Here is a 16,192-nt window from a genome sequence, read left to right on the forward strand (position 1 = left end):
TACAACTTCGCAAAGCGGCTCAAAACCCTCAAAGGCCTCACACCATACGAATACATCTGCAAGCTCTGGACTGAACAAACCGAGCGGTTCACACTCGATCCTATCCACCACATGCCGGGACTAAACAACTAGGTTGAGGACTCATTCAGATCCGGCGCTCTTGGTCAAAACGCTTGAATAGCTGAGGGACTACTTTGCGGATGCGGGCGTGTTTGGCCAGAAGATACGCAACAGCCGCTCGGTAATCCGCCCGTATCCGCCGGCACAACGGCTCCCTGCAGCCTCAAGCTGCGGCTGGGAGCGGTCTTCAGTCACGCAGTCTGCCACAGGGGAGATACGCTCCAGTTCGCTGAAGTGAGCGACAAATGCCATGTCCTCGTAAATCAGACGGCTGGCGCGGGCTGTTTCCGCCGAGCGGGAGAATTCTGACAAGGTAATCATTTGAAAATTTCTCGTCTATCCTTGAGTCTAAAATTGCTTCACTCTCTATAAAATGAGGCATAACAGGAATTTCACAAACGATATGATTTCCATTCAAGACGAGAAAATCTCCACTGAAGAGAGTCCCGGCAAGCCAGAGGCTCCGATGCCGTCCCTGAATGCGCTCAGGGCCTTCGAGGCAGCGGGGCGGCACTTGAGTTTTAAAGCCGCTGCTGAGGAGCTCAACGTCAGCCCAAGCGCGATCGGCCACTTGGTTTCAGGACTGGAGGGGGCGCTCGGCAGCAAGCTGTTTCACCGGCTCAACCGGACGGTGGAACTGACGCGCGAGGGAGATTTGCTGCTGCCCGGCCTGACGGCCGGCTTCCGGCGGCTGACGACAACCGTCTCGGATTTTCGGCGCCGCGACAAAGAGATTCCTCTTGTCGTCTCGGTCGAACCGAGCTTCGCGACCAAATGGCTGATGCCCCGCCTTGAGAACTTCCGCGCACTCTACCCGGAGATCGCCATTCGCATAGACCCCAGTCATGCGCTGGCGGACCTCCACAACGGCGATGTCGATATTGCGATCCGTTTTGGAGCAGGTCAGTTTCCGGACGTCGAAATCGATACGCTCTATCCGAATCAGGAGATCATCGCGGTCTGCAGCCCGGAACTCCGCAAGGGGAAGCTGCCGCTGGCAACCCCTGAAGACCTGGCTCACCACACGCTCATTCACCGGCCATCGGAACCCTCAAGATACAATCTTTCCTGGGAGCAGTGGTTTCACGCAGCAGGCATTGAAGGAACCCGGCAAAAGACGGCCCTGATTGTCGGGTATGAAGACTTTGCCGTGCTGGCCGCAATTCAGGGCCAGGGGATCACGCTCGCCACGAGCCTTCTGGCAGCTGACGACCTCGCTGCAGGACGATTGGTAAAGCTGTTCGATGTCAGCTACCGCACCCGCTTTGGCTATTACCTGGTCGCAACTGAGGAAAAACTTCAGAACCCCAATGTCTCTGCATTCCGGGAATGGATTCTCGGTCTCATAGCCAAAGAGCAGGCAACGGACGACTATTCCGTGCTGACCGATACAGACCTGAGCGCTAGCTCTTAGCGGGTCAGAGGCTTGTACTTGATCCGGTGCGGCTGGTCGGCTTCGGCCCCCAGGCGGCGCTTGCGGTCGGCTTCATAGTCTTCGTAATTGCCCTCGAACCACATCACCTGGCTGTTGCCCTCGAACGCGAGAATATGGGTGGCGATACGATCCAGGAACCAGCGATCATGACTGGTGATCAGCGCGCAACCGGCGAACTCCAGCAGCGCCTCTTCCAGAGAGCGCAAGGTATCGACATCCAGGTCGTTGGTCGGTTCGTCGAGCAGCAGAACATTGGCGTCCCGCTTCAGCATCTTTGCCATATGAACGCGGTTACGTTCACCGCCCGAGAGCTGACCGACCTTTTTCTGTTGATCCGCGCTCTTGAAATTGAACGCCCCCACGTAGGCCCGCGACGCCATCGTGTGCTTGCCGATCTCGATCACATCGTGACCGCCGGAGATTTCTTCCCAGACCGTCTTACCCGCTTCAAGCGACTCACGGCTCTGATCGACATAGCCGAGTTTCACCGTTTCACCGACTGACATCGTACCGCTATCGGGCGTTTCCTGGCCGGTGATCATCCGGAAAAGGGTCGTTTTACCCGCGCCGTTCGGACCGATAATGCCGACGATCGCGCCCTTGGGAATCTTGAAGTTCACGTCCTCCATCAGCAGCTTGTCGCCGAAGGCTTTGGTCACGCCGACCGCATCGATGACAACATCGCCAAGACGCGGTCCCGGCGGGATCTTGATCTGACCGGGCTCAGGGGCTTTGTTGGCGGCTTCGGACAACAGGGTATCGTATGCCTGGAGCCGTGCTTTGGACTTCGCCTGTCGTCCCTTCGGCCCCTGCCGCACCCACTCCAGCTCCTGCGAGAGGACTTTCTGGCGGGCGGATTCGGATTTCTCCTCCTGCGCCAAACGGGACTGTTTCTGTTCCAGCCAGCTTGAATAGTTGCCCTCGAAAGGCAGCCCCTGCCCCCGGTCCAGCTCCAGGATCCATCCCGCGACATTGTCCAGGAAGTAACGGTCATGGGTGACCGCCACGACCGTACCGCTGTATTCCTCGAGAAAACGCTCCAGCCAGGCGACGGACTCCGCGTCCAGGTGGTTGGTCGGCTCATCGAGCAGCAGCATATCGGGATGCTGCAGCAGAAGCCGGCAAAGCGCGACCCGGCGGCGCTCACCGCCGGAGAGCTTTGTGACGTCGGCATCGCCCGGCGGGCAGCGCAATGCGTCCATGGCGATTTCGACCTGACGGTCCAGGTCCCAGGCGTCAGCCGCATCGATTTTTTCCTGCAGATCCGCCTGCTCGGCCAGCAGATCATCCATTTCATCCGGATCGACCTCAGCGAACTTCAGATTCACCGCCTCGAAACGGTCCAGCAGGTCCTTGGTCTCGGCGACACCTTCAAAGACATTGCCGGCGACATCCTTGGAAGCATCCAGTTCCGGCTCTTGCTGCAGATAACCGACCTTAACGCCCTCTGCCGCCCAGGCTTCGCCGTTAATATCCTGATCCAGGCCGGCCATGATTTTCATCAGGGTCGACTTACCCGAACCGTTCAAGCCCAGAACACCGATTTTCGCGCCGGGCAAAAAGTTCAGCCGGACATCTTTGAGCACCTGTTTGCCGCCGGGGAAGGTCTTCGAGACCCGGTCCATATGATAGATGTATTGATAGGCGGCCATGAAGCACTCCGGACTGCGCGCCCTTTGACAGGAAAGGGGGCTCTGACAACAACGAATACAGCTCAAGTGCCGACTTTCCGAGGAAGCCGGAAGACTGCAAAAAAGGGTTACGGGCGCGGGTTTTACCCCATTGCCTGCCGGGGCGCAATTACTCCCGGACCTGGCCCGGGCTCCAGTCGTTTTCTGAATCGGAAGATGCATCATATCCTGCGCGAGGCAAGAGCCCCGAGGCAACCTCCGACCACCCGGACCAGCCTCCAACGGCGCCATCCCGGCGCTTTCGGAACAAGTTGAGCCGCAGCATGTCCAAGAACACGGAACCGTACCCATAGGCCGCAATGAAAACGCCCGGACCGGATACATCTGTTTTACACAGATGGAGCGGTCGACTTTTGGTTAATATCTAGGCGCTATACTTATGAACCCGGTCTGGAGGCGGCAAACAACTGATCGTTACCGATCTTGTGTGCGGCTCAGTCGATGATTAGGTCCACGAGGAGAGAGGACAGTTTGTGTCACATGATTCCGAACAAAACTGGCGCCCGCGCATAGGACTGGCTCTGGGGAGCGGCGTGGCACGCGGTTGGGCACACATCGGCGTCATCAGAGCCCTGGCACGCTGTGGAATCAAACCCGACATTATTTCCGGCACCTCGATCGGCGCTGTCGTCGGCGCCTCCTATCTGACGGACGAACTCGATACCCTCGAAGACTGGGCGCGCTCCATCACCAAGCTGCGCATGCTGTCCTACATGGACTTCAAGGTCAGCAGCGGCGGTTTGATCGGCGGACGGCATCTTGTTGAGGTTATGCAGAAACACCTCGGAGATGCCGCCTTCGAGGACTACGAAATGCCTTTCGTGGCCGTGGCAACAGATCTCGTCACAGGTCACGAAGTCTGGTTGCGCGAAGGCACCCTGGTCGAGGCCGTCCGGGCCTCCTTCTCTCTGCCGGGCGTGTTCCAACCCATGTTGGTCAATGACCGTTGGGTTGTCGACGGCGCTCTGGTGAATCCGGTTCCGGTTTCAGTCTGTCAGGCAATGGGCGCTCAGATGATCATTGCGGTTAACCTGAATGCCGACATCATCGGTAAATCGCGCCAACCCGGCGGCAAGATTCCCACCGTGGCCGGCTTCGATCTGCTTGAGATGATGAAGGAAAACGCGCCCGCGTCTTCAGGCTCCGTGTTGGACGCCCTGGCCAGACGCACCTTTCGGCGGGAGCCCAACCAGCCCAGCCTGTTCGGCGTCATGATCTCATCGCTGAATATCGTCCAGGACCGAATTGCACGCTCCAGGCTCGCAGGCGAGCCGCCTGACGTACACATTACGCCGCGGCTTGGACAGATCGGGCTTTTCGAGTTTCATCGGGCCGATGAGATTATCGCCGAAGGCGAGGCCGCAGTTGAGCGGGTCCTCCCGGACCTGCGGGATGCGCTCTCAGTTTTTGCGACATGAACGGATGGATTCTAAAAAATTCCGTAAAAACAAAGTAATATGAGTGCAGGTAATCCTCAAAAAATCGATCAGACTCAGTAGTTTTTTGTGTCCATCGCCTAAATGGGCCGGTTATGACAAAATATAGATGCCTGCATTTTTTGCTCGCTTTTTTTCTTAGCTTTCATTAACCTATTGTTAACCATATGAGGTTATCTTTGCCTCACTCAGTTTTCCTGAGTCTCCCTGTACAACTTGCTTTCGGGCACCCCCTCAACACCGTTGTGGGGGTTCTTTTTTTAGTTGTAATTCTCTGAATCGCCCCAGGCGAAAATCAACGTATTTCAGGCGTCTGCTCACCGGTCCAAGCGGTTGATGTTCAGGGATTGTTCCCTAGGTTGAGGACTCATATTCCTTGATGGTCTTGATCGTGTTTTGCCTGGTTTTAGGCAGGAGAGGTCTCGAAAGCGGGCCTGAAGGCCCGGTGAGAGGGCTCGACGCCCCTAAAACCAGGCAAAACACGACCCCAAAGGGGCGGTAAGATTATGAGTTCTGGACAGCGTCGTGTCGTCAGTCACGATGCTACGGCATCGCTCCGTTCCTAACTCCTTGCCAGAAAACATAATTTTATCGTCAAGACCGTCAAAGAATAGGAGTTCCCAACCTAGTTCGCAAAAATCAGGATCTGATCAATTTGACGATGGGGCGTTTCCTGCGTGCACGAAACACCTCGAGAGCGATGGCGCTTGATTACCGCTTGAACGCCAGCCGGGGAGCGTGTATCGATCAGGGCATCTGGGGCCGTAGTTCAGTTGGTTAGAACTCACCGCTCATAACGGTGCTGTCGCAGGTTCGAGTCCTGCCGGCCCTAGATTAATCTCTCCCCACAGAAGCTCCATCACGGCCTGCGCCGCTCTTTGCGTACAGTTTTCTAGAGCAGTTTGCGTTTTAACTGGCTCAGAATTCGCTGTCTCTCGATCAGCAAACTGCTGATCTCGAACGCAAATTCCAAGACACTGTGATTCTAAGAAAGCGCAAACCGCTTTAGTGTTACCGCCGCCGATCTCCCGCGCACCCGGTCCTGACGAGTTATCCGTAATCACACGGAAGTGAAACAAATTCTCAACAGCGCGGCGGTATAAACGCTGTTATCGGGATGTGGCATCGAAGCAAAAGCTTCAGCTGCCAGAAGGCCGTGCAAAAGCACGGCCTTTCTCGTTTTTTGAGGCGGGATGTCCCTTTGAGATAGGACAGGGGCGCAAAAAAACACCCCCGCGAGCCACTGTCGCGAGGGTGCCTTTATCTGGACGCAGCGACCACGAGAGATCGCCGCCAGAGACCGTCACATCACTTGGGCAGCTTGCCCTGAACGCCTTGGACATACCAGTCCATGGAAAGCAGCATGCCGTCTTCGGCAAATGCCCCGGCCGCTACCATCTCCTTGCCGTCCTGATCGAGAACCGGGCCTGCGAAGGGATGCAGGCTGCCCGCCTCGATCGCCTTGCGGGCCGCCTCGGCCTCTTCAACGACCTGGGCTGGGATAGCCTCATTATACGTCGCCATACGAAGCATGCCGGTGTTCAGACCGCCCCAGGTATCACCGGACGACCAGGTGCCGTCCATTACGGCCTTCGTCCGCTCGACATAGTAGCCGTTCCAGTCGTCGATGATCGAGGTCAGATGCGCCTTAGGACCGAACTGCGTCATGTCGGAAGCCTGGCCCACGGCAAAGACGCCGCGCTCCTGCGCGACCTGCATAGGCGCAGGGGAATCCGTATGCTGAACGATGATATCGGCTCCCTGATCAATGAGGGCTTTGGCGGCATCGCCTTCCTTGCCCGGATCATACCAGGAGTTCACCCAGACCACCTTGACCTCGGCATCAGGATTGATCTTGCGCATCGAAAGCGTGAAAGCATTGATCCCGCGGACAACTTCGGGAATCGGGAAGGATCCGATGTAGCCGATCACGTTCGATTTGGTCATCCGGCCGGCGAGGATGCCGGCAATGACGCGGCCTTCGTAAAAGCGCGCCGCGTAGGTGCTGACATTGTCTGAACGCTTGTACCCCGTGGCGTGCTCGAACTTCACGTTCGGAAACTGTTTTGCGACCTTGACCGTCGGGTTCATGTACCCGAATGAGGTGGTGAAGATCAGATCGTGACCCGTTGAGGCCAGCTGGCGGATAACACGCTCCGCGTCGGCACCTTCCGGCACGCTCTCGACATAGCTGGTCTCGACCTTGTCGCCGAAGGCTTCCTCGATCGCCAGACGGCCTTTGTCATGACGATAGGTCCAGCCATGGTCACCAATCGGCCCGACATAGACAAAACCCACCTTGGTCGGCTCGGCCGAGGCCGCGCCCAACGTTACCGCCATCCCCAGCGCCGCGGCGCCAAGTGTCTTGAATACTCCCTGTATCATCACATAACTCCTTGTCATCGTTCCCTGTTTCAATTTTGCCCTGGTCTCCGCCCTTCAGTTATCTGCGGTTTTCAGGTTTGCCCCTGCGCGAGGCTGTCGGGGCTTATGTCTCCGGATGGAAAACCTTGCCAATACAGGCCGGTGCATTCAACCGAATACGGGTGGAGTCCCGAGAAATCACCACCAGAACCACAATCGTCGCCAGATATGGCAACATGGACAGAGCCTGCGAGGGAACGGCAAAACCTGCGCCCTGCGCGTGAAGCTGAAGGATCGTCACCCCACCGAAAAGGTAGGCCCCCACCAAAACCCGTCCGGGCTTCCAGGTGGCGAAGACCACCAGCGCCAAGGCAATCCAGCCCCGGCCCGCCGACATGTTTTCAGCCCACATCGGCGTGTAAGCGAGCGACAAGTAAGCCCCCGCCAGCCCGCTCATGGCGCCGCCGAACATCACCGCGAGATAGCGGATCCGGATCACGGAATATCCCAGCGCATGGGCGGCATCGTGGGATTCGCCCGTCGCACGCAGGATCAATCCTGCCCGCGTTGATTTCAGGAACCAGGCCACCCCGGCGACCATGACCAGCGATAGATAAACCAGGAAATCCTGTCCGAAGACAACCGGGCCGATCAGCGGCAAATCCGATAAGACCGGAATATCCAGCTTCGCCAATGCCTTGATGGGCGTTCCCACATAGTCCTGTCCGATCAGCGCCGAGAGTCCGACACCGAACATGGTCAGCGCCAGTCCAGTGGCCACCTGATTGGCCATCAACGAAAGCGTAAGAACCCCGAAGAGAAAGGCCATCACAGCCCCAGCGATCATGGCCACGAGGATCGCAATCGCCGGATTTCCGGTCGCGATGGCCGCCGCGAAGCCGCTAACCGCGCCGACCAGCATCATACCCTCGACGCCCAGGTTCAGCACACCCGACTTCTCGGTCACCAGCTCACCCGTCGCCGCGAAGACCAGTGGGGTTGCCGCCGTCACGACAGTCACCAGGATCGCTGCAAGTGTCTCGATCATGCTGCCGTCCTCCGGCCTTCCTTTGCGGCCCCGAGAGTCCAGCGGATGCGGTAGCGGATCAGAACGTCACAGGCCAACAGGAAGAAGAGAAGCAAACCCTGAAACACGCCGGTTACCGCCTGCGGCAGGCCCATCTGGATCTGCACCGTCTCGCCGCCCAGATAGGATAGGGCGATCAAGAGCCCCGCCCCCAGAATGCCGACCGGATGAAGACGCCCGACGAAGGCCACGATAATCGCCGTAAAGCCATAGCCCGGAGAGATCACCGGGGTGATCTGCCCGATCGGTCCGGCCACCTCGAAAAGGCCGGCAAGACCCGCGAGGGCACCGCCGGTCAGAAGCGTCAGCCACACCAGATTGCTCTGGCGGAAACCTGCGTAACCCGCCGCCGCCGGGGTCAGGCCGATGACCTTGATCTGGAAGCCGATGAAGCTGCGGCTCAGGATCAGCCAGGCCGCAAGCACCACAAAGACCGCCACCGCCGCCCCCAGATGCAGACGCGTGCCTTCGATCATCACCGGCAGCAAGGCGGAGTCCTCGAACAGCCGGGACTCGGGAAAGTTAAATCCATCCGGGTCGCGATAGGGCCCGTGGACCAGGAGGCTGAGCAAAAGCGTCGCCACGTAGGTCAGCATCAGGCTGGTCAGAATTTCGTTGGCGTTGAAGCGCAGCTTCAGGAAGGCCGGGATGGCCGCCCAGGCAAGTCCTCCCAGGGCTCCGGCCAGCGCCATCGCCGGCAGGAGCAGCACGCTGTCGCTATCGTAGAACCAAAGTGCCAGCCCGCCGCCGAAGATCGCGCCCAGGGTTAACTGTCCCTCGGCCCCGATGTTCCAGACGTTGGCCCGGAAGCCGATCGCAAGACCGATGGCGCAGAGCACCAGGGGCGTGGCCTTCACCCCAAGCTCGCCCAGGCCATAAGCGCTGGAGACCGGCACGATAAAAAAGGCGTGCATTGCCTCCAGGGGATCATGCCCCAGCAGCGCGAAGAGGATAGCCCCCATGATCAGAGTCAGGAAGATCGCCAGCAGCGGCGTCAGATAGACCATCACGCGGGAGGTTTCGCCGCGCGGCTCCAGCTTAAGCAACATGGGTCATCGGCTCCCCGGCTGCGGTTCCGTCGCCGCCCATGAGCAAGCCGATCTCCTCCAGCGTTGTGGCACGGGTCGGGCGCGCCGCCGAGAGATGACCCGAGGACATGACCGCGATCCGGTCGCTGATGGCGAAGAGCTCATCGAGCTCCTGAGACACCACCAAGACCGCGGCGCCTGATGCCGCCAGATCGATCAGGGCCTGATGGATCGCCGCCGCGGCGCCCGCGTCCACGCCCCAGGTCGGCTGGGCAGCAATCAGGAGACTGGGACTCTGCAGGATTTCACGGCCAATGATGAACTTCTGAAGATTACCGCCGGACAGGCTGCTGGCCTCGGAATGGATCCCCGAAGTGCGGACATCGAAGGATTCACAGATTTTTTTTGCGTAGGCCGCGGTCTTAGGGAAATCGATCAGGCCCCAGCGCACCAGTTTCTCCCGTAGATGACCGCTGAGAAAGGCGTTCTCGGTCAGGCGCAAGGCGGGCACCGCTCCATGACCATGACGCTCCTCGGGCACAAAGCTCAGTCCCAGCTTGCGCCTGCGCCGCGGGCCAAGCCGCCCGGCCGCCTCACCGGCGATCACCACCGCGGCGCTGTCAGGGACCAGTTGCTCGCCGCTGAGCGCCGCCAGCAACTCATTCTGGCCATTGCCGGCGATCCCGGCGATGCCGAAGATTTCGCCTGCATGCACATCGAATGTGACGGCCTTGAGGTCCGTGCCGAAAGGATCGTCACTCTGGAGGTAGAGGTCGGCAACCGACAGCATCACCTCACCGGGCTCGGAATTGCCCTCAGCTTTCGGCTCCTTGACGTCGTCGCCGATCATCATGCGCGCCATGCTCTGCGCCGACTCTTCGCTCGGAACGCAGTCGCCGACGAACTTACCGCCGCGCAGCACCGTCGCGGTGTCGCAGAGCTGTTTGATTTCGTCCAGCTTGTGGCTGATGTAGAGAATTGAACAGCCCTCGGACGACAGACGTCGCAAGGTGCCGAAAAGCGTCTCAACCTCCTGTGGGGTCAGCACCGAGGTCGGTTCGTCCATGATCAGCAGCCGCGGGTTCTGCAGCAAACAGCGCACGATCTCGATCCGCTGCCGCTCGCCGACCGAAAGGCTATGGACGTGGCGGCGCGGGTCAAGCGGCAGGCCGTAGGCCGCCGAGACTTCCTCGATCCGGGCTTCCAGGCGGCGCATGTCGTGCTCACCTTCGACACCAAGCGCGATGTTTTCCGCGACCGTCAGGGCTTCGAAAAGAGAAAAGTGCTGAAACACCATCCCGATGCCCAGGTTTCTGGCAAAGCTCGGGCCTGCGATATGGGTTTCCTTGCCTTCCCAGGAGATGGTTCCGGCATCGGCATGGAGAATGCCGTAAATGATCTTGACCAGAGTGCTCTTGCCGGCACCGTTCTCTCCCAAAAGAGCATGGATCTCGCCCGGCAGGATCGTCAGATCCACGCCGTCATTTGCCTTACAGCCGGGAAAAGACTTCTCGATCCCCCTGAGCTCGAGCCTTGGAACCACCGGCTCCGTCCCCTCGCCCGATGCCGTCTCTTGCACCATTAACTCCCACCTCTCCCAAAGAACGCCGGCCGCCGCTTATGCGGTCTTACCGGTTCACGAGCCCCGCAACAGCGATTTATCCGTTGCTCCGGGTTCCTCCTCCCGAGATCTCCTTTGTGCCGCAGAGACACGCTCACAGGCAACCAAAAGCTGAGCCGAGACCGACGCGGCAATTTCCGCCGGATGTTTGCCCGAGATCCCGGGAATGCCGATCGGGCAGGTCATGCGGTCCACGGCCTCGCGGGTAACGCCCTTTATCCGCAAACGCCGCACGAAACGCGCCCTCTTGGTCTCCGATCCGATCAAGCCCAGGTAAGCGAAATCACCCCGGCGCAGCACGCGCTCGCAGATCTCCAGATCGAGCTGGTGACTATGGGTCATGACCAGATAGAGCGCGTTTGCTTCAGCGGATTTCACTTGAAGATCAGGATCATCCGTGACCTCGACCCGGACGTGGGCGGGCCTTTCCCCGGGGAATACCTCTGCCCGGCTGTCGATCCACCGCACTTCGAAAGGCAGCGGCTCCAGGGCTCTCACCACGGCCTGACCAACGTGACCCGCACCGAACAGAAAAACCTGCGGACGCCAGCCACCAATCCGTTCGATGAAGACCTCGCGTCCGGCCTCCATGGCTGTACGGGGCAGTCCCTTTATGTCCTCGCCGTCAAGAAGGGCGCGCAGGTACATCGCTCCATCCCCGCACGTCAGGGGGGTTATCAAGAGTGAGTGCGCATCTGGCGCAAGCCCCTCAACATCCTCGGCGAGAACCGCTTCGAACAGAACCTCCGCATGCCCGCCACAGCACTGCCCGAGCGCGGGGCCGAGCGGAAAGCTCTCGCGCTGGCGCGCGCGTCCATCCGGTTTTTTTTGCAAGATATCGCGCGCGATCTCCAGACAGCGGTATTCCAGATGACCGCCGCCGATAGTTCCGTGGAAGTCCTCGGCGGTAACCACCATCTTGGTCCCGGCCTCACGGGGTGTAGAGCCCTTCACCGAGGTCACGGTCACCAGGATCACAGGCTCGCCCGCAATCGCCAATCGCTTGAGTGCAGCAAGCCAATCCAGTTTGCCCAGGTTTTTGGAGGATGACAAACCGGTCATTGCGCGGCCTCGGTCTGCTCAGCGCCTGCGGCCTCCCGGCGAAGCCTCTCGACCGCCATTAAAACACGCTCCGGTGTCGCCGGTGCATCGAGGTCGGGACGGATCCGGTAATCGGCAACACTCGCCACCGCATCGGAAAGCGCCAGAAAGGCGGAGATCGCCAACATCAGCGGCGGCTCGCCCACGGCTTTGGAACGGTGAATAACGTCCTCCCGGTTCCAGCCGCTCTCCAGCAGCTTCATCCGGAAGTCCTCCGGCCGGTCACTACAGGCCGGAATTTTGTAGGTCGAAGGCGCGTGGGTCCGCAGACGGCCCGTCTCGTCCCAGAAGAGTTCCTCACTGGTGAGCCAGCCGTAACCCTGAATAAAGCCACCCTCGATCTGACCCAGGTCGATCGCCGGATTGATCGAGCGTCCCACATCATGAAGGATATCGACCCGCAGCAGCTTATGTTCGCCGGTCAGACTATCGATCATGACCTCGGAAACCGCCGCGCCATAGGCAAAATAGTAAAAGGGTCGCCCGCTCGCGGTCTCCCGGTCGTAGAAGATCTTGGGCGTCTTATAGAAACCGGTCGAGGAGAGTGACACCCGGGCCAGATAAGCCTGGCCGATCAGTTCGTCAAAGGAGATGGTCTGCGGGCCGATCTGAACCTTATTGGCGTGGAAAAACACCTCGCTGGGCTTGACGTCATATCTGGACGCCGCGAAGGCCACCAGCCGCTCGCGGATCGTCCGCGCCGCCGCCTGAGCCGCCTTGCCGTTGAGATCGGTGCCCGAGGAGGCCGCCGTGGCCGAGGTGTTGGGCACCTTGCCGGTGCTGGCCGCCGAGATCTTGATCCGCTCCAGATCGATCTGCAGCTCCTCCGCCACGATCTGCGCCACTTTGATGTAAAGCCCCTGCCCCATCTCGGTGCCGCCATGGTTCAGGTGCACGCTGCCGTCAGCGTAGATATGGATCAGCGCACCGGCCTGATTGAGGTGTTTGGTGGAGAAAGAAATGCCAAACTTGACCGGGGTCAGGGAAATCCCCTTTTTCATCACCGGACTGGATGCATTGAAGGTCCGGATTTCCGCGCGGCGCCGGGCATAGTCGGACGATGCCTCCAGTTCCTCGATGATCTCAGGCAGGACGTTGTCCTCGACCGTCATGGAATAGGGCGTGATGTTCCGGCCTTCGCCGCCGTAAAGGTTCAGCTTCCGAACTTCGAGCGGATCCTTGCTCAGGGCGAAGGCGACTTCGTCGATCACCCGTTCAATGCCGACCATCCCCTGGGGACCGCCGAAGCCCCGGAATGCCGTGTTGGAGACCGTGTTGGTCTTGCAGCGGTGCGAGGTGATGGTGACATCGTTCAGGTAATAGGCATTGTCCGCATGGAACATCGCCCGGTCGCTGATCGCGCCCGAGAGATCCGCCGACATTCCGCAACGCGAAGCCTGCATGAAGTCGACCGCCTCGATCCGTCCGTCATCGTCAAAGCCGACATCGTAGTCGATCCGGAAATCGTGCCGCTTGCCGGTCATGATCATGTCGTCGTCGCGATCGACGCAGAACTTGGCCGGACGGCCGGTGCGAACCGCCGTCAGCGCCGCTATAGCCGCGAAGAGCGCCGACTGGGTTTCCTTGCCGCCGAAACCGCCCCCCATACGCCGCACGTCGACGGTGACCGCATTGGACGGCCGCCCGAGAACGCGCGCGACGTTGTGCTGAACCTCGCTCGGATGCTGGGTGGAGCACCAGATCTGAACGTCGCCGTCCTCTGCAGGCAACGCCAGGGAGACCATGCCTTCCAGGTAGAAGTGATCCTGACCGCCGACCTGCAGGCTGCCGCTGAGGCGGTGCTGAGAGCGGTCCAGGGCCGCTTTGGAATCCCCCCGACGAATGACGTGATCCGGCAGCACGAAATTCTCTTTCGCCAACGCGTCCCCGACGCTCAGGACCGGCTCCAGATCCTCATACTCGATCTTTGCCAGAAGCGCCGCGCGGCGCGCTTCTTCACGGGTCTCGGCAGCCACCGCGAAGAGCGACTGTCCAATGAACTCGACGACCTTTTCCGCAAAGACCGGGTCGTCATGGATGACGGGCCCCACATCGTTTTCACCGGGAATGTCCTCGGCTGTCAGAACCGCCACCACTCCAGGCGCTTGCCGCACCATGGAGAGATCCATCGAGAGAATCTTCGCGTGGGCGCGGGCCGATTGTCCCGCGGCGAGATGGAGCAGGTTCGCCGGCGCGGGGATGTCGTCAACATAAACGGCTTCGCCGGTGACGTGCTTATGCGCCGAATCATGCTTCAGCGCGTGATGGACACCGCCCGAGATGGCCTCGGTCTCCAGGTTCCGGGCGTCAGGCATGGGCCAGATCCTTGTGACCGACCAGCCGGGTCTCGCCCTCCGCGCCCGAGGTCTCGAAGAAGAACTTCAGAAGCAGGTTTCTGGCGAGCGTTGCGCGGTAATCCCTGCTGGCGCGCATGTCGCTCATGGGCGAGAAATCGCTGTCCAGCGCATCCATCGCAGCCTCAATGTTTTCCCGTGTCCAGGCCTTGCCCGTTAGAGCGGCCTCGCAGGCATCCGCCCGTTTCGGAATCGCCGCCATGCCGCCAAAGCCTGTGCGCAGGGACTTCACTATGCCCCCCTCAAGCTCAACCGCAAAGGCCGCGCAGATAGCGGAGATATCCTGATCAAAGCGCTTGGTGATCTTGTAGCAGCGCAGTTTGGCCGCCGGATTTCGCCTGGGGACCAGAATGCTCTCCAGGAACTCACCCGAAGTCAGGTCGGTTTCCCGGTAGGCATGGAAGAACTGATCTAGCGGCAGTTCGCGGCGTTCGCCACCGCGCCTAAGGACGAGGCGGGCGCCGGCGGCGAGCAAAACCGGTGCCGAGTCTCCGATCGGCGATGCATTGGCGATGTTGCCGCCGATCGTGCCGCTGTTGCGGATCTGCACCGATCCCAGGCGACGGATCAACTCACCAAAGTCCGGGTACTCCCGCGCCAGTACGTTCTGTGCCTCCACATAGGTGGCGGCGGCGCCGATCCGGATGCCGTCAGGCGTCTCCTCGACCCGATGCAGCTCCGCGACGTCGCCGGTGTAAATCACCGTCTCCAGAATCTGGTGCTGCTTGGTCACCCAAAGCCCCACATCGGTTCCCCCGGCCAGGATGCAGGCGTCGGGATAGGCGATCACCAGCCCTGCCAGTTGGTCCGCCGTGGTAGGGGCAAAGAAGCGTCGGGCTCCCTGTTTCAGGACCAGCGTTTCCGCGCCGGCCAGACCCGCCAGAGTTTCGACCGTCACCTCGGCGCGCGCGTCAAACTGATCCTTTGCGCCATAACTGCGCATACGCTGCGCCGCCTTCACGATCGGTCCATACCCCGTGCAACGGCAAAGGTTTCCGGCCAGCGCGTCGTTGATTGCGCCCCGGTCTTTCGCACTGGTCTCGTCATGGAACATGGCAAAAAGCGACATCACAATGCCCGGAGTACAGAACCCGCACTGCGAGCCGTGACAGTCGACCATCGCCTGCTGCACAGGATGCAGGGCTTGGGCATTCACTTCGTCATGCTGCTGCGGCTTGAGATCTTCGACCGTAATCAGCTGCTTGCCGTGGAGGGTCGGCAGGAACTGAATGCAGGCGTTGACCGCCCGGTACGTCAGCTTCCTCTCGTCATCAAGTTCGGCGATCACAACCGAACAGGCACCGCAGTCGCCTTCCGCACAGCCTTCCTTGGTGCCGCACCGCCCCTCGGTCTCGCGAAGATACTGCAGGACCGAGACGGTCGGATCGATATTCCTGAGTTCGCGAACTTCATCGCCCAGCAAAAAGCGAAGCGTATCCGTCTTGCCGCTTGCGCCGGATGCAGGGGCCGTTCCCGTCATGCCCCAGTCCCCCGGATCGCATCCAGCCAAAACTCATCCAGCCCGGACTCGATCCCGGAAATCGCCGTTAGTTTTGTCCAGATGATCCGCACGGCGCGCTCAGCTCCCACGGTAGGTCGAATAGCTGTAGGGCGAGACAAGCAAGGGCACGTGATAGTGCTGATCCGGGTCGGCAAGCCCGAAACGCAGCACAACCCTGTCTAAAAACCGCGGCGCCGCGCTCGAAACGCCGCGCGCCTCGAAATAATCGCCGGCCAGAAAGTGCAGTTCGTAGGTGCCTTTCTGAAAGGCTTCCCCCTCAAGCAACGGGCTATCGCAACGGCCGTCGTCGTTCGTGACCACTGTCTTGATCAATTGCCGCCCGGCCCCGGCTTCATCCGGACTTTCCAGATAGAGCTCAAGCGTTATCCCCGCGCCCGGCACGCCTTCGGCGGTATTGAGGACATGAGTGGTCAAACGGCCCATTCGCATTGTA

General features: G+C 60.1%; 12 protein-coding genes, 1 tRNA gene and 1 pseudogene. 4 read left to right on the forward strand and 10 right to left on the reverse strand.

Annotated features, from left to right (window positions below; translation table 11 throughout):
* Window positions 1-132 (forward strand): annotated as a pseudogene (locus tag FKG95_RS28055) (IS481 family transposase); the annotation flags it as partial.
* 57 nt (window positions 133-189) lie between these two features.
* On the opposite strand, the gene FKG95_RS28060 reads toward FKG95_RS28055, so the two are convergent.
* Window positions 190-441, reverse strand: a complete 252-nt coding sequence (locus FKG95_RS28060; RefSeq protein ID WP_142899787.1) for a hypothetical protein — start codon at window positions 439-441, stop codon at window positions 190-192.
* 82 nt (window positions 442-523) lie between these two features.
* Here FKG95_RS28060 and gcvA point away from each other — a divergent pair, with 82 nt between their 5' ends.
* Window positions 524-1,534, forward strand: coding sequence for a transcriptional regulator GcvA (gene gcvA, locus FKG95_RS28065; protein WP_179954312.1), 1,011 nt, complete (start codon window positions 524-526; stop codon window positions 1,532-1,534).
* Here gcvA and ettA read toward each other — a convergent pair.
* Window positions 1,531-3,207: an energy-dependent translational throttle protein EttA gene (gene ettA / locus FKG95_RS28070; RefSeq protein ID WP_142899789.1), complete on the reverse strand. Its 1,677-nt coding sequence runs from the start codon at window positions 3,205-3,207 to the stop codon at window positions 1,531-1,533. The genes gcvA and ettA overlap by 4 nt on opposite strands.
* A 512-nt stretch (window positions 3,208-3,719) precedes the next feature.
* Between ettA and FKG95_RS28075 the strand changes: the two genes are divergently transcribed.
* Both FKG95_RS28075 and FKG95_RS28080 read left to right on the forward strand, forming a co-directional pair.
* Window positions 3,720-4,664, forward strand: a complete 945-nt coding sequence (locus tag FKG95_RS28075; protein WP_142899790.1) for a patatin-like phospholipase family protein — start codon at window positions 3,720-3,722, stop codon at window positions 4,662-4,664.
* Window positions 4,665-5,440: 776 nt separating this feature from the next.
* Window positions 5,441-5,514: transfer RNA gene (locus FKG95_RS28080), tRNA-Ile, on the forward strand.
* A gap of 476 nt (window positions 5,515-5,990) precedes the next feature.
* Here the strand turns inward: FKG95_RS28080 and FKG95_RS28085 are convergent.
* The 8 genes from FKG95_RS28085 to uraH form a co-directional block, all read right to left on the reverse strand.
* On the reverse strand, window positions 5,991-7,067 hold the full coding sequence (locus FKG95_RS28085) for a BMP family ABC transporter substrate-binding protein (RefSeq protein ID WP_142899791.1): 1,077 nt from the start codon (window positions 7,065-7,067) through the stop codon (window positions 5,991-5,993).
* Window positions 7,068-7,170: 103 nt separating this feature from the next.
* A complete protein-coding gene (locus tag FKG95_RS28090) occupies window positions 7,171-8,094 on the reverse strand; it encodes an ABC transporter permease (RefSeq protein ID WP_142899792.1) in 924 nt (307 codons plus the stop codon).
* The gene (locus FKG95_RS28095) at window positions 8,091-9,182 is read right to left on the reverse strand and encodes an ABC transporter permease (RefSeq protein WP_142899793.1); all 1,092 of its coding nucleotides are present in this window, start codon (window positions 9,180-9,182) and stop codon (window positions 8,091-8,093) included. Before FKG95_RS28095 ends, FKG95_RS28090 begins: the two co-directional genes overlap by 4 nt.
* Window positions 9,172-10,743: an ABC transporter ATP-binding protein gene (locus FKG95_RS28100; protein WP_142899794.1), complete on the reverse strand. Its 1,572-nt coding sequence runs from the start codon at window positions 10,741-10,743 to the stop codon at window positions 9,172-9,174. The genes FKG95_RS28095 and FKG95_RS28100 overlap by 11 nt, the downstream gene beginning before the upstream one ends.
* Before the next feature lie 54 nt (window positions 10,744-10,797).
* On the reverse strand, window positions 10,798-11,844 hold the full coding sequence (gene xdhC / locus FKG95_RS28105) for a xanthine dehydrogenase accessory protein XdhC (RefSeq protein ID WP_142899795.1): 1,047 nt from the start codon (window positions 11,842-11,844) through the stop codon (window positions 10,798-10,800).
* Complete coding sequence (xdhB, locus tag FKG95_RS28110) at window positions 11,841-14,198, reverse strand: xanthine dehydrogenase molybdopterin binding subunit (protein WP_142899796.1); 2,358 nt, start codon at window positions 14,196-14,198, stop codon at window positions 11,841-11,843. The genes xdhC and xdhB overlap by 4 nt, the downstream gene beginning before the upstream one ends.
* Complete coding sequence (gene xdhA / locus FKG95_RS28115) at window positions 14,191-15,717, reverse strand: xanthine dehydrogenase small subunit (protein ID WP_142899797.1); 1,527 nt, start codon at window positions 15,715-15,717, stop codon at window positions 14,191-14,193. The genes xdhB and xdhA overlap by 8 nt, the downstream gene beginning before the upstream one ends.
* A 99-nt stretch (window positions 15,718-15,816) precedes the next feature.
* The gene (gene uraH / locus FKG95_RS28120) at window positions 15,817-16,182 is read right to left on the reverse strand and encodes a hydroxyisourate hydrolase (RefSeq protein ID WP_142899798.1); all 366 of its coding nucleotides are present in this window, start codon (window positions 16,180-16,182) and stop codon (window positions 15,817-15,819) included.
* Window positions 16,183-16,192: the final 10 nt, after the last annotated feature.

Source organism: Denitrobaculum tricleocarpae (assembly GCF_007004665.1).
GTDB classification, from domain to species: Bacteria; Pseudomonadota; Alphaproteobacteria; order Kiloniellales; family Kiloniellaceae; genus Denitrobaculum; species Denitrobaculum tricleocarpae.

Coding starts and splice junctions, on each gene's coding strand:
- FKG95_RS28060 (WP_142899787.1), bottom strand. CDS start 441: ATGATTACCTTGTCAGAATTCTCCCGCTCGGCGGAAACAGCCCGCGCC.
- gcvA (WP_179954312.1), top strand. CDS start 524: ATGATTTCCATTCAAGACGAGAAAATCTCCACTGAAGAGAGTCCCGGC.
- ettA (WP_142899789.1), bottom strand. CDS start 3,207: ATGGCCGCCTATCAATACATCTATCATATGGACCGGGTCTCGAAGACC.
- FKG95_RS28085 (WP_142899791.1), bottom strand. CDS start 7,067: ATGATACAGGGAGTATTCAAGACACTTGGCGCCGCGGCGCTGGGGATG.
- FKG95_RS28090 (WP_142899792.1), bottom strand. CDS start 8,094: ATGATCGAGACACTTGCAGCGATCCTGGTGACTGTCGTGACGGCGGCA.
- FKG95_RS28095 (WP_142899793.1), bottom strand. CDS start 9,182: ATGTTGCTTAAGCTGGAGCCGCGCGGCGAAACCTCCCGCGTGATGGTC.
- FKG95_RS28100 (WP_142899794.1), bottom strand. CDS start 10,743: ATGGTGCAAGAGACGGCATCGGGCGAGGGGACGGAGCCGGTGGTTCCA.
- xdhC (WP_142899795.1), bottom strand. CDS start 11,844: ATGACCGGTTTGTCATCCTCCAAAAACCTGGGCAAACTGGATTGGCTT.
- xdhB (WP_142899796.1), bottom strand. CDS start 14,198: ATGCCTGACGCCCGGAACCTGGAGACCGAGGCCATCTCGGGCGGTGTC.
- xdhA (WP_142899797.1), bottom strand. CDS start 15,717: ATGACGGGAACGGCCCCTGCATCCGGCGCAAGCGGCAAGACGGATACG.
- uraH (WP_142899798.1), bottom strand. CDS start 16,182: ATGGGCCGTTTGACCACTCATGTCCTCAATACCGCCGAAGGCGTGCCG.